11 protein-coding genes and 1 pseudogene are annotated in these 14,420 nt (G+C 52.9%); all 12 read left to right on the top strand.

The window, feature by feature from the left end; translation table 11 throughout:
- The first annotated feature begins 234 nt into the window (after positions 1-234).
- Complete coding sequence (gene speB, locus RAC89_RS20345; protein WP_306615514.1) at positions 235-1,221, top strand: agmatinase; 987 nt, start codon at positions 235-237, stop codon at positions 1,219-1,221.
- A 23-nt stretch (positions 1,222-1,244) separates the two neighbouring features.
- A complete protein-coding gene (locus RAC89_RS20350; protein WP_306615515.1) occupies positions 1,245-2,879 on the top strand; it encodes an ABC transporter substrate-binding protein in 1,635 nt (544 codons plus the stop codon).
- Positions 2,880-2,900: 21 nt separating this feature from the next.
- Entirely contained in the window at positions 2,901-3,866 is a 966-nt protein-coding gene (locus RAC89_RS20355) for an ABC transporter ATP-binding protein (RefSeq protein WP_306615516.1), read from the top strand.
- A 28-nt stretch (positions 3,867-3,894) separates the two neighbouring features.
- Positions 3,895-4,905, top strand: a complete 1,011-nt coding sequence (locus tag RAC89_RS20360; protein WP_306615517.1) for an ABC transporter ATP-binding protein — start codon at positions 3,895-3,897, stop codon at positions 4,903-4,905.
- Positions 4,898-5,848, top strand: a complete 951-nt coding sequence (locus RAC89_RS20365; protein ID WP_306615518.1) for an ABC transporter permease — start codon at positions 4,898-4,900, stop codon at positions 5,846-5,848. The genes RAC89_RS20360 and RAC89_RS20365 overlap by 8 nt, the downstream gene beginning before the upstream one ends.
- Before the next feature lie 24 nt (positions 5,849-5,872).
- Positions 5,873-6,802 (top strand): oligopeptide ABC transporter permease, encoded by a 930-nt coding sequence (gene opp4C / locus RAC89_RS20370; protein ID WP_306615519.1) that lies wholly within the window; start codon positions 5,873-5,875, stop codon positions 6,800-6,802.
- Positions 6,803-6,853: 51 nt separating this feature from the next.
- Positions 6,854-8,134: an MFS transporter gene (locus RAC89_RS20375; RefSeq protein WP_306615520.1), complete on the top strand. Its 1,281-nt coding sequence runs from the start codon at positions 6,854-6,856 to the stop codon at positions 8,132-8,134.
- A gap of 279 nt (positions 8,135-8,413) precedes the next feature.
- Entirely contained in the window at positions 8,414-9,655 is a 1,242-nt protein-coding gene (locus RAC89_RS20380; protein WP_306615521.1) for an ABC transporter substrate-binding protein, read from the top strand.
- Between the two features lie 216 nt (positions 9,656-9,871).
- Positions 9,872-11,016 (top strand): annotated as a pseudogene (locus RAC89_RS20390) (IS3 family transposase).
- Between the two features lie 621 nt (positions 11,017-11,637).
- Positions 11,638-12,654, top strand: coding sequence for an NAD-dependent epimerase/dehydratase family protein (locus RAC89_RS20395; RefSeq protein ID WP_306615522.1), 1,017 nt, complete (start codon positions 11,638-11,640; stop codon positions 12,652-12,654).
- 1 nt (position 12,655) lies between these two features.
- Positions 12,656-13,735 (top strand): dihydrodipicolinate synthase family protein, encoded by a 1,080-nt coding sequence (locus RAC89_RS20400; RefSeq protein WP_306615523.1) that lies wholly within the window; start codon positions 12,656-12,658, stop codon positions 13,733-13,735.
- A gap of 6 nt (positions 13,736-13,741) precedes the next feature.
- Positions 13,742-14,410 (top strand): L-serine ammonia-lyase, iron-sulfur-dependent subunit beta, encoded by a 669-nt coding sequence (gene sdaAB, locus RAC89_RS20405; RefSeq protein ID WP_306615524.1) that lies wholly within the window; start codon positions 13,742-13,744, stop codon positions 14,408-14,410.
- Positions 14,411-14,420 lie beyond the last annotated feature (10 nt).

The raw sequence follows: 14,420 nt of genomic DNA on the forward strand, positions 1-14,420 counted from the left end.
ATAATATAACACAGACTACGGATAATTCAATATTATGTTAGGTAAATGTCAACTAAAATTCAAAATCACTTAATTTTCAGAAAATTAGTGTAATATATATTGACATAAACATTGGAGTACACTAAACCACGCTGAATGCGATGACTTGTATAGGCAATGGGGCCGATTCTGAAAATCAGAACGGCCCCTGTTTGTTTTCTAGAGACAAAAAAATGGGATGGAGTGTGAGTGGTTATGTATCGTCCGCAAATTGAAATGGGTAAGCCGCTGTTTTCCGGAATTCATACGTTTATGCATCTTCCTCATGTGCAAGCTGTAGAGAATGTGGATTTTGCCGTCATCGGCGTTCCCTTCGATACGGGAGTCAGCTATGCCGTAGGCGCAAGGTTCGGTCCGTCTGCCATACGCACCATGTCCCAGAGAATTCGCCCGATTTCGCCGGTTCACAATATCGACATCTCTGAATATTTATCCGGAATCGATTATGGAGATCTTCGGGTGTACCCGGGATATATCGAGCAATCTTATGAAGTCATTGAAGAGCAGCTAACGCCGGTCTTTGAAGCCGGTATCGTACCGATCCTGCTGGGAGGGGACCATTCGATTTCTCTGCCGCATCTGAGAGCTGCCGCGAAGAAGCATGGACCGGTTTGCCTGGTGCACTTTGATTCCCACTCCGATACAGGCCGATCGAAATTCCCGGAACGTATGTGGTCGCACGGTGCCGTTTTCAGCTATGCGGTGGATGAAGGGTTAATCGATGCCGAGCATTCCATCCAAATGGGGATGAGAGGCAGCTCCTTCAAAGCGAACCATCTGGAGGATGCCAGAGCGATGGGCTTTGAGGTCCTGACTACGGATGACGTTAGGGAACTGGCGATACCGGAGCTGTGCGACAAGGTGAAGCAGAAGGTCGGCGACCGCCCTGTATTCCTGACCTTCGATATTGATTTTCTTGATCCGGTTTTTGCACCGGGGACAGGGACTCCGGAGGTCGGCGGCTTCAACACCTACGAGGCTCAAAAAATGCTCCGCGGCTTGGCCGGCTTGAATTTTATTGGCTTCGACCTGGTCGAGGTGCTTCCTGATCGCGATACAAATCAGATTACTGCCCTGAATGCTGCGAACATCGCCTTCGAATTCGTATGCCTGCTGGCTGTGAGACGACGTCTTGAGCAAGCGGCGGCAGAAGACGCTGCATCCGTTATGCCGGCTCTATAAATCCAAAAAGGGGGAAACGTACTATGAAATCACTTTATCGAAGCTTGGCGGTCAGCTCCATCGTATGTGCGCTCCTGGTGGCAGGGTGCAGCGCTTCTAAGAAATCGACAGAAGAGAACCAGACCCAAGGCCAAGGCGCTGCCGGCCCTGCTCAGCTCGCCATCGGGATTACCAATCCCCCGCTCATGTTCAATCCGATCGATTCCGACGGCAGCGGCTCCAGCGGAGCGGTGTTCACCTACCGATACTTTTTCGATTCGCTCGTGAAAACGGTAGGTCCGCTCGACTTTCAAATGATGCTAGCGGAATCGTTTACCACCAAGGATAACCAAACCTTCAGCATCGCGATCCATCCGGAGGCGAAATGGACGGACGGTAAGCCGGTAACGGCGCACGATGTTGAATTTACCCTGAATCTGATCGCGAACCCGAAGACGATCACGACCCTTCGCAGCTCGATCTTCGCTCTGGATGGCTTGAATGAGAAAGGCATGCTGGCCGAGGGAGAAGCCAAGATCAGCTCGGTTAAGGTGATCGACGACAAGCACCTGGAGATCAAAACGAAGAAGCCGGTGGACCCTAATCTCATTTATGAACGATTCTCCGACATTCTTATTGTTCCCAAACACATGCTGGAGAACGTGGCACCCGCCCAGCTGAATCAGAATCCGTTCTGGAGAAATCCGAACGTTACTTCCGGCGCTTATAAGTTTGTCAAGTACGAGAACAAAGCTTACGTCGAGCTCGAAGCGAACAAGGACTATTACCGAGGAGCCCCGAAGATCGAGAAGGTGTTTATCAAAATCATGCCGGCCGCCAATATTGTTGCACAGCTTCAGTCCGGCGAGCTCGACATGAATGCTGCCCAAGGCGTGGGCAATATCCCCGCAGCAGAGTGGAAGACCGTGAAGGCGATCCCGAACCTTACTACCAAGGAGGAGCCGACAAGGCGTTATAACTCCATCGAGATCAACACCGAGCGCTTCAAGGATAAAAAGGTGCGGCAAGCGCTGGCCTACGCCATTGATCGTCCGACGATCGTAAAGCAGCTGATGCCGGATGCCGGGGAGCTGCAGAACGGCCCGTATTCGAACTCGCATCCTTACCATGACAAGAACGTCAAAGCGTATGAGTATGACCCGGAGAAGGCGAAGCAGTTGTTGAAGGAAGCGGGCTTCGACATGAACAAGCCGATCGAATTGATCGTGCCGACGGGCGATCGGACCCGAGAGATGACCGGCAACATCATTCAGCAAAATTTCCAGGCCATCGGACTTCAGGTGAAGCAGGTCAATTTCGACTTTCCGACGACGGTATCCAGGCTGGTGAAGGGGGATTTCGATCTTGCGCTCAGCAGCTTCGGGAGCATTATGGATCCGGACGGTCCCGCGAACGTGTACCGCTCTACGGCTGCATTGAACGATATGCGGTTCAAGAACGCCCGTGTAGATGAGCTGTTTAACATGGGGATGAGTGAAACCGACAAGGATAAACGCTTCGCCGTTTATTCGGAGCTGCAGAACCTGATTCAGGAGGAAGTGCCGCTCATTACGGTATATTCGGAATTCAATCTCATTGCCTTAAACAAGAACGTCAGCGGCAAAGGCGGCGTGACGGACGGCATGCATTACGATGTCAACACTTGGACGCGTAAGTAACCATCATTAGGGGGTGAGCCGATGAACGAGCTATTGGAGGTCCGCGGATTGCAAACATCGTTTCGAACAGAGGACGGAGAAGTAACGTCGGTGGATGATGTCAGCTTTTCCTTGAAGCAAGGGGAGACGCTCGGTATTGTAGGCGAATCCGGCTGCGGCAAAAGCGTCACCTCCCTGTCCATCCTGCGCCTGCTTGGCCGTAACGGCTACATCAAGAGCGGCGCCATCGTTTTTCAAGGTAAGGATCTGGCGGCCATGTCGGAGAAGGAGCTGATCAAGCTGCGGGGCAAGGATATCGCCATGATTTTTCAGGATCCGATGTCCTCCTTGAATCCCGTGTATACGATCGGCAACCAGCTCACGGAAACGATCCGTCTCCACCTTCGCATGAGTGCCAAAGAAGCGTTCAACCATGCCGTCGGCTTGCTGAAGGAGGTCGGCTTCCCTAGGGCGGAGGAGCTCATGAAGCAGTACCCGCATACGCTGTCCGGCGGGATGAAGCAGCGTGTCATGATCGCAATGGCCTTGGCCTGCAATCCGAAGCTGCTCATTGCCGACGAACCGACAACGGCGCTGGATGTAACGATTCAAGCACAAATTCTGGAGCTGATGAAGAAAATCAGAGGCACCCATCAGACGTCCATTATGCTGATCACGCATGACCTTGGCGTCGTGGCGGAAATGGCGGACCGGATCATCGTCATGTATGCCGGTCAGGTGGTTGAAGAAGCTGAGGTGCACGAGCTGTTTGACCGCCCGATGCACCCGTATACAGTAGGCTTGATGGGTTCCATCCCGCATGTGGAGCTGGAAGAGGAGGAGCTTCGGTCGATTCCGGGCTCCGTACCCTCCTTGCGCAGCATGCCGGCCGGGTGCCGGTATCAGACGAGATGCACCTTCGCGTCGGAGCGGTGTAAGGAGCCCCCGCCGCTTAGAGAGCATACCCAAGGGCATAAGGTTCGCTGTTGGTTTCCGGTAGTGGGGTAAGGGAAGAACAAGGAAAGGGGGAATTGCCATGTTAGAGCCTCTCTTGAAGCTGGAAGGGGTAAAGAAGCATTATCCGATTAAAAAAGGGGTATTCTCCCGGACCGTCGGCAGCATTAAAGCCGTAGACGGAATCGACTTAAGCATTTATCCTGGGGAAACCATGGGGCTTGTCGGAGAGTCCGGCTGTGGGAAATCCACGCTAGGGCGAAGCATTATTCGCCTGGAGGATGTGTCGGAAGGAAGCATTTGGTTTCAGGACAACGATGTGGCTCGAATGAACCTTAAGGAAATGCGGAAGCTTCGAACCGATCTGCAGATGATTTTCCAGGACCCGTATTCGTCGCTGAATCCTCGCAAGCGCATCGCGGATCTAATGACGGAGCCGATGCAGGTTCTGCTGGGGGTTAGCGAGGCGGAGGCGATTCGGATTGCTTCAGAGTTAATGGAGGTCGTCGGCTTGCCGGCTCAGAGCTTGGGCAAATACCCGCACGAATTCTCCGGCGGTCAGCGCCAACGCATCGGCATAGCTCGAGCGGTAGCCCTACGGCCGAAGATGATCGTCTGCGATGAGCCGGTATCGGCGCTCGATGTATCAATTCAGGCGCAAATTTTGAATCTGCTGAAGCAGCTTCAGAAGCAGTACCGGCTTACGTACTTGTTCATCGGTCACGGGCTTGGAGCTGTGAAGTATATGAGCGATCGTATCGCCGTCATGTACTTGGGTAAGATCGTCGAAATTGCGCCGACCAAGCAAATTTTCTCGGCGCCGAAGCATCCGTACACCAAGGCATTGCTGGATGCGTATCCCGTTCCCAACCCCCATATGCGCAAAAAGAAAAGGATCGTGCTGGAAGGCGACGTTCCGAATCCGGCGAATCCTCCGGCGGGCTGCCGCTTTCATACTCGATGTCCGGTGGCCCAAAGCGCCTGCAGGCAAATCGAGCCTGTCTTAAGCGGTGAGGGGGGCCACCTCGCCGCCTGCCATTTTCCGATGAACGATACGGCCTTGTCTGAGACTGGAGGGGCTGCCTATGCTTAACTATATGATTCGAAGATTGCTTATTGCCATTCCTGTGCTGCTGGGCGTCACGTTTTTGAATTTCATTATAATCAATTTGGCGCCCGGGGATCCCGTGGATATGTATGTGAATCCCGACGTCTCGGAGGCGGATAAGCAAATCCGCAGAGAGGCGCTGGGATTGAACGATCCCTTTATGCTCCGCTATGTTAAGTGGCTGCTGAACCTGGCCCATGGGGACCTAGGACATTCGTTCAGCTCGTTCCAGCCGGTCGCCGATTTGATCAGTGAGCGCGTAGGACCGACCCTGCTGCTCATGGGCACCTCCATTGTCATCGGCTATGTCATCGCCATTCCAATCGGTATTTATTGCGCAGTGAAGGTGAATTCCAAGTTTGACTATCTGATGTCCGCCGGATCTTTCCTCGGTGTCTCCACACCCAGCTTTTTTCTCGGGCTAGGCTTGATCTATGTGTTCGGTGTTCTGCTGGGTATATTGCCGACCGGCGGCATGCACACGATGGGGAAGGACGGAGGCTTTTGGGATACGGTGTCGCATCTCGCGCTGCCGGCCATCACGCTAGGCACGTCCATTGCGGGGGGCATGGTTCGTTACGTCCGATCCAGTGTGCTTGAGGTGCTCGGCCTGGATTATTTGCGGACCGCGCGCGCCAAGGGCTTGGGAGAATTTCTGGTCGTCAATAAGCATGCGCTGAAGAATGCTCTCATTCCCGTCATTACCATTGCCGGACTTGATATTCCGATACTGATCGGCGGTGCCGTCATCACGGAAAGCATTTTCCAGTGGAACGGCATGGGTCAGCTGACGATCCAGGCGATACTTTCCCGGGATTTTCCGTTATTGATGGGAGTGAATATGCTGGCTGCTCTCACCGTTCTGACGGCGAACCTATGGTCGGATATTATGTATGCCGTTGTAGACCCGCGTATTAAGTATAGTTAATGAAACGGAAGGAGGAGAAGCGCGATGTCTTCCATTGATGTGCAAAATGAACTGCATGCCTCAAATACCGTCTCCTTGCTCAGGGAGAAATCCGAGGTGTTCGTTTCCGACAGCTACACGAAAATCATCATGAGGAGGTTTGCCAAACACCGAATGGCCGTGGCCGGCCTCATCGCTCTGACGCTGCTGATCCTTGTAGGGATCTTCGCTCCGTGGCTGGCTCCCTATGATCCGAACGCCATCGGTAATGCCTTCACCGCCGCTCCTTCGATGGAGCACTGGCTTGGCACGGATCAGGTCGGGCGGGACGTATTAAGCCGACTAATATACGCAACGCGTGTGTCTTTGACGGTAGGTATCGTGACAGTGGCGCTTTATGTGGTGATCGGAGCTGCGATCGGGGCCGTCGCCGGCTATTTAGGGGGCTGGTTTGATATGGCGGTCAACCGGGTGATGGACGTTTTTATGTCGTTCCCGCAGCTCATGGTAATATTGGTGCTGGTGACTGTACTTGGAACAGGCTTATCGAATATAATCATCGTATTGGCATTGCTGGGATGGCCAGCGGTGGCTAGGCTGGTGCGGGGTAGTGTGCTGTCTCTTCGCCAAACGGAGTTTGTCAAAGCCGGTATTGCACTTGGACTTAGTACTCCCAGATTGGTCTTCGGGCATATTCTTCCGAACGCGATGGGACCGCTCCTTGTCAATGCGACGTTCGGCGCGGCTGCCGCCATTTTATCTGAATCGTCCCTTAGCTTTCTCGGTATGGGCGTACAGCCCCCCACAGCCAGCTGGGGAAATATGCTCAATGCCGCCCAATCGATTACAGCTTTGACCAGCCAGCCTTGGCTTTGGATTCCTCCGGGTCTCATCATCATTATTTCCGTACTGTCCATTAACTTTATCGGCGACGGCATCCGCGATGCCATGGATCCTAAGAAAATCAATGCTTAACGGCATAGAGAGGAACCCCCTCTCCATTCTACATTAAAGCGGTGGATACTCATGAGATATAATAACCGTTTGGCGCTTGCAGCTACGCGTATATTCGGCGGTTTTCCCCGAGATGCGCTATTTTTTTTGCTGGCGAGCTTCGTTAACTCCACTGGAAAAGCGGTCATGTGGCCTTTAACGACGTTATATGTGCACAATGTGATGGGCAAATCGTACGGGGAAGCGGGACTTATCATATTGTATCAGGCATTGTTCAGTGTCATCGGGGAGTTCGTCGGCGGTAACCTGTATTACCGGGTCGGACCCAAGAAGATGATCTCCGGCTCCTTCCTCGTTTCGGCAATCTGTCTATACGCCATTGCGATGACTAGCAGCTGGCCCTTGTACATTGCGCTTGTATGTATGGTCGGCTTCGTGAACGGTATTGCGATGCCATCCATTTCGGCTTATATCGGCTTCCGCTGGAAAGAGCACCGGCGCAGGCTTTATAACGTCATGTATGTATGCAATAACTTTGGGCTCTCGATCGGCGCTATGGTAGGCGGGCTGGTCGCTTCCGTGTCCTTTTCCTTGACCTACGTGCTGACGGCAACAACGACTCTATCGTTTGCCTGTTTCCTTTTCTTCTTTATGAAGGAGGTTACCACATCGGCAGACGGTGCCGAGGAGGACAGTTCGGGGAAGGGAAGTCAGACAGGGCCGGTACGGCTCAATCGCATGGAGCTGCTCGGCAATGTAAGGCTGTACTTGTTCGTCTCCATCGGCTCCATGTTTTTCTGGCTGTCCTTCACCCAGTGGGCGAACGGCGTGGCTCCCTACATCGAGGAAAAAGGCCTCGACCTGAAGTTTTACAGCCTGCTCTGGACGGTAAACGGACTGGTCATTCTTCTGGCTCAGCCGTTTACTAGCTGGATTAAACGCAGATTCGCCCAGGACATCGTTCATCAAATGCTGGTGAGCGCGATATTCACCGTCACGGCCTTCGCCTTCATCCTTTTCTTCCACGATGAATATGTTTATCTGGTGATCGGCATGATTTTGGCTACGCTGGGTGAGATGATGCTGCTGCCGACGATACCGACCTTTTTGTCCGAGAAAACGGGCCGGAACGCCCCGTTCTACATGGGACTGGCAGGCGGCTTCGCCAATGTAGGACGAATGATCGGACCTTTGCTGTTCGGCTACTCTTATGATCTATGGGGGATTGACTCCGTCTTTTTCCTTGGAACCTTGGCATCCATAGCGGCGCTCCTGATGTTCTACATTCATTCCAATTTAAATAAGGAGAAGGAACCACTTCAGAAGGCTGAGCTTCCTTCGCTTCAGCAATAGGGATGAGCCTGCCGGAATGGCAGGCTTGTTTCCTTGTGGGGTCAGTGAACGCCGGAATCGAATACAATCCCCCCATAAAGAAGCAGGAATCGCCCCATAGGGATCGGGGGCCGGACTGCTATAATGTGAAGTAATCGCCAGAAGGTTAGCTTGTTATGTGCCGGCGTTACTTCACGAGGGGGAGTCTCGATGCGTAAGAGAAAGGTTTGGTTTGTTTCAACGTTATTGACAGCGCTTGCAATTTCAGGGTGTGCCGCTGGAGGAACTGATGGAGGTGGCGTGAGCTCAGAGCCTCAGTCCAAGGCTCCGTCCGCTGCGGCTTCGAGCCAGCCCGTAGAGCTTACGGTTTATTCGGCTGGTGGAACGGGGCGCGAGGAATTCGAGAGAAACTTTGCCAGCTACATTACCAAGAAGTTTCCTCATATCACGATCAAATACATTAATCCGAGAGACGGGGACGGGAGCAAGTTTGAGAATTTGATCGTGGCGGGGACCAATATCGATCTTTATTATGAGTCGATCGGCACCTTCTTCTCCACCCTGCCGAGAAACAACGCTGCGTTCGATTTGAGCGATCTGATCAAGAGCCACAATGTGGATCTTTCCGCATTCGAGCCTACGCTCATCGATGCGCTGAAGGAGAACGGGAAGGGCCAAATTTGGGGGCTGCCCGTAACAACAAACGGGATGTCGCTCTATTACAACAAAGATATTTTTGATAAATTCAATGTTCCCTATTTGAAGGACGGGATGACCTGGGAAGAGCTCTATGATACGGCCGGCAAGCTGAATCGCTCCGACGGAGGCAAGCAATATGTCGGCCTATCGATCTCGCCAAGCCATAGCATGAGAATGAATCCGTTCTCGGTGCCCTTCGTGGATCCGAAAACCTTGAAATCCACCTTCGACAATGAACAGTGGAGAGAAATATTGAGTCCGATATTGACCCCGGCGGCGGATTCAAGCTATCAGGCGAAGATTAGCGAGCTGAAGGGCAAGTTACCTTATTCCGGCGAATGGCTGAAATCGCAGGAGGTGGCGATCTTCGGGGTGTTCTCCGACTGGCAGGTGGTTGGCGCCGATCCCGTACCTTTCAATTGGGACCTGGCTGCATATCCGACCTACAAGGAGCGACCGGGCGTAGGAAGCCAGCAGTATCCGGTGTACTGGGCGATTCCTTCGTTCTCCCAGCACAAGGAGCAAGCGTTCGAGGTACTGAAGTATTTGGTGTCCGAGGAGTATCAGATGGAGCTTTCGAAGCGCGGGGGAATGACGGTGCTGAAGAATCCGGAGATCCAGAAGGCCTTTGGGCAAAACAGCCGCTACAAGGACAAAAATTTGGCCTCCGCCTACTATAACAAATTTGCTCCGATTTCGCCGAAGACGGAGTTTGAGAAAAACGCAGAAAATGCGATAACAGCAAAGCTGCTTGATTTGGCGATGGGCAAAGTCGATTTGAATACCGCACTTCGAGCGGCCAAGGAAGAGGCGGACAAATCGATTGAATCCGCGAAGAGGTAACGGCTGAACTGAACAGATCCCGCGACGGTATCGTCGTCGGGATTTTTTTTGGTTGTTGGGGGAGCGTCGCAGGCTGGAAGTGTTGCGAGCACCGTCTGCAATAGCAGAAATGCGATTAATCGCGCCGGAGTGGAGCTAGACTAGAAAGTAGACACACTCTATCAGCGACCTGGTACAATAAAATAAACTAAAAGGTCGAGGTGTGTCATGGGAGATATTCGTCAGCATTTTGATGAAGAGTTCAAGCGTCAAACCGTAAAACATATGCAAGAGAGTGGGAAAACCCCAGCCGAAGTGTCCAAAGAATTGGATATCCCTGTAAGCAGCATTCGAGCGTGGAGAAAGCAGTTTACCAACACGGGTGAAAAGTCGCAACTGTTTGTCGATTACGAACGACTCAAAAAGCTCGAAGAGATGAATCGAGAACTTCAAGAGGAGAACGAGATTCTAAAAAAGGCGATGCACTTCTTCACGAAAAACCGAGACTGATTTACGCGTTTATCCGTAAATTCCGCTTCCAGTTTCGTGTTGAGAAGATGTGCTCTGTGATGGGCGTTTCCCGAAGCGGTTACTACAAGTGGCTGAACCGAAAGCCAAGCGAACAGGAAAAGCTTCGCAAGAAACGGATGAAGCGAATCCAGCATCATTTCTATGCCTACAAGCGTCGTTACGGCAGTGATAAGATTGCAGCCAAATTGCGTGAAGAAGGCGATACCATCTCGACGAAAACAGTGGCTCGCCTGATGAAAGAGATGGGGCTGCGCTCTTGCACAGTGAAGAAATACAAAGCAACCACCAACTCGAAACATAATCAACCGGTGTATGACAATGTGTTAAACCGCGGCTTTAACGTACTTGCACCGAACAAGGTATGGGTAACAGATATTACGTACATTGGGACATCTAAGGGCTGGGTTTACCTAGCGAGCGTGATGGACCTGTACTCTCGCAAAATCGTCGGTTGGGCGCTTGGGGAGCGAATGACCAAAGAACTAGTGTTGGAAGCGTTTGACCAGGCTTGTGAACGGCAAAAGCCTCCTCCAGGTCTAATTCACCATTCTGATCGAGGCTCACAGTATGCCTCAAACGAATACCGCGAGCGGCTGACGAAGCATGAGATGATTGGCAGCATGAGTCGTAAGGGCAACTGCTACGACAATGCATGTATCGAGTCCTTCCACAGCGTAATGAAGAAAGAGCTCGTGTACCAAACAAAGTTTCACACCCGAAAACAGGCGTATGATGCAATTTACCGGTACATTGAGTTCGACTACAACCGGATCCGCATCCACTCGACGATTGGTTATCTCACCCCGCATCAGTGCGAGAAGAGGTACTATGAACAACACCAGGTTTCATAGTTTCTGTGTCTACTTTCTTGACAGAGGTCCAGAGAGGGCGTGGGAGGCACGTGGAAGTGCAAGTAATCGCAGATGTGCAACTGCGCGGGCTGGTAGTGCTGCGAATAACGTCTGCAATAGCAGAAATGCGATTATCCGCGTCGGCGAGGGCGTGGGAGGCACGTGAAAGCGCAAGTAATCGCAGATGTGCAACTGCGCGCGCTAAAAGTGTTGCGGGCACCGTCTGCAATAGCAGAAATGCGATTATCGCGTCGGAGAGGGCGTGGGAGGCACGTGAGAGCGCAAGTAATCGCAAAAGTGCAACTGCGCGCGCTGGTAGTGCTGCGAATAACGTCTGCAATAGCAGAAATGCGACTATCTGCGTCAGTGAGTGCTCGGGAGGCACGTGAGGGCACAAGTAATCGCAGATGTGCAACTGCGCGCGCTAAAAGTGTTGCGGGCACCGTCTGCAATAGCAGAAATGCGATTGCCCGCGTAATGTGGATCGGCAGAGATACTTGCCGGCGGATCAAAGGACAAGCACCATAATTAAAGACAACATAAAGACTTGTCTTTTAATATAGACGCTGATTATGATGGAGGTAAGGCAAGGATCAACTACATGGCAAAGGTGGATGAACAATGAGAACCGTTCAAGAACTGGAAAAGCAAATGGCAACGCCGTCACCCGAATTAATCAAGGATATCGCTTCGCTGGAAGGAGACATTTTGCTGCTCGGAGTAGGCGGCAAGATGGGACCTACTCTCGCCCAATTGGCGGTCAATGCGATTCGCGAAGCGGGTGTGAACAAACGCGTCATCGGTGCTTCCCGTTTCTCCAACGGCACGCTCAAGCAAGAGCTGGAAAGCGCCGGAGTGGAAACGATCGCGGTGGACCTGCTGGACGATCGCCAGCTCCAGGCGCTGCCGGAAGTCGCCAATGTTCTTTACATGGCGGGGAACAAGTTCGGCACCAAGGGCAATGAGCATTTCACTTGGGCGATGAATTCTTATTTGCCGGGCCGTGTGGCGGAGAAGTACCGCAACTCCAGGATCGTTGCATTTTCGACCGGTAATGTGTATCCCTTAACCCCGGTATTCTCCGGAGGAGCATCGGAGGACAACGCAACGGGCCCAATCGGCGAGTATGGGCAATCGTGCCTCGGTCGGGAACGGGTTTTCGAGCATTTTTCCAGAAAGTACGATATTCCGATGACCATTTACCGTCTGAACTACGCGGTGGATTTACGCTATGGGGTTCTGCTTGAAATCGCCAACTCCGTCTCGTCAGGTAAGCCGATTGATGTAACCATGGGTCATATGAACTGTATTTGGCAGGGGGATGCGAATGAAATCGCCATTCGTTCGTTAACCTTATGCAATACGCCTCCAACCCTTCTCAATGTAACCGGTCCGGAGACGGTACCTCTTCGCTTCGTAGCGAACGAGTTCGGCAAGCGGATGGGGAAGGAGCCGGTGTTTACAGGTACGGAGGCGGATACGGCGCTGCTTAGCAATGCAGGCAAATGCCATAAGCTGTTCGGGTATCCGAAGATCAGCCTGCAGCAAATGATCGATTGGGTTGCGGAATGGGTGATGAACGAGGGCGAAACGTGGAATAAGCCTACTCATTTCCAAGAAAGAAAGGGGAACTACTAACATGGACGTCCAAAAGCGTTTAAGTGAGCAAAAGCTTACGGCACTTCATGAAGGTTTAGCGATCCCTGCACATCCGCTTGCACTGACCCAGGATCGAAAGCTCGACGAGAAAAGGCAGCGGGCGTTAACGAGATATTACATCGACAGCGGAGCAGGCGGTATTGCCATTGGGGTGCACTCGACCCAGTTCGAAATCCGCAAGCCGGAAATCAACTTATTCGGCAAAGTGCTTGAGCTCGCGGCGGAGGAAATCAACCGTGCGGAGCAGCAGGGCATGAACCGTCCCTTTATTCGGGTCGCCGGCATTTGCGGTCCGTTGGAACAGGCGCGGGAGGAAGCCAAGCTGGCGGTAAAGCTGGGCTATGATTGCGGACTCCTCAGTATGGGAGGTCTCACCGGATTAACCGAGGAGGAACACCTTGATCGTGTGCGGCGGATCGCCGAGATCATGCCGGTCTTCGGATTTTATCTTCAGCCTTCGGTGGGCGGGCGTACTTTCAGCTACTCGTTCTGGAGAGCCTTCGCTGACATCCCTAATGTGGTAGCGATCAAAATGGCGCCCTTCAACAGATATCAGACGCTTGACGTTGTGCGGGCGGTCATGGAATCGAGCCGCAGAGACGAGATCGCTCTTTATACGGGCAATGACGACAACATTATCGGTGATCTGCTGACGACCTACCGCTTCCCAATTCACGGCGAGCTCGTGGAGAAAAGGATCGTCGGAGGATTGCTCGGTCACTGGGCCGTGTGGACCCATCGCGCTGTGCAATTACTAGAAGAAATCAAGGCGGAGAGAGAACGCGGAAGCATTTCGTCCGAGTGGCTCACGCGCAATGTGGAGGTAACGGATTGCAATGCGGCCTTCTTCGATCCGTCCCACGCCTTCCACGGCTGTATTCCTGGGATCCATGAGGTGCTTCGCCGGCAGGGACTGCTGGCGGGACGCTGGTGCCTCAACCCGGCGGAGGAGCTCTCCGAAGGGCAGGCAGAGGAAATTACCCGGGTATACGAAGCGTACCCGCATTTACATGACGATGCCTTTGTCGCTGCGAACCTCGAACGCTGGCTCAAGGATTGATGCTTCATGAGGTTCCGTGATGTATTCTCCATCATTGGTCCGGCCATGATCGGTCCGTCCAGCTCGCATACGGCCGGTGCTCTGCGCATCGGCCGGGTGGGCTATCAATTACTTGGAGGCCGTCCGGAGCGGGCTAGGATCACACTGTACGGTTCCTTTGCGGAAACCTACGCAGGACATGGTACGGATTTGGCGCTTATGGGCGGCCTGCTGGGCAGAAGCGAAAATGACCCGGGAATTCCACGCGCGAAGCAGCTTGCTGAATCCGAAGGAATGGACACGGAATTTATCAAAGCCAAGGCGGCGGCCGAGCATCCGAATACCGTCTCATTACAGCTTCAGCGGCTGGGAGAAAGCTTGGTATTGACGGGGGCATCCATCGGCGGAGGCAATATCGTGATACGGGAAGTAGACGGGTTTCGCTGCTCGTTCACGGCGGATACGCCTACGCTGCTCATTTATCATTCCGACCGCCCTGGAGTGATAGCCGAGGTGACCCGGCTCTTAAGCTGCGCCTCGGTCAATATTGCCCGAATGAGCCTGGATCGGCAAGGACGTGAAGCGGGGGCGCTGGCCATCCTGGAAACGGATCAAAGGCTTGCTCCAAGCCTGCTCGGCGCAATTTCCGGTGTGGCTCATGTGTCGAAGGTGCGGGAAGTGGACATGAATCGTTAGGGGGCTGCCT

This window comes from Paenibacillus sp. GD4 (genome assembly GCF_030846225.1).
In the GTDB taxonomy this organism is placed as follows: Bacteria; Bacillota; Bacilli; order Paenibacillales; family NBRC-103111; genus Paenibacillus_G; species Paenibacillus_G silviterrae.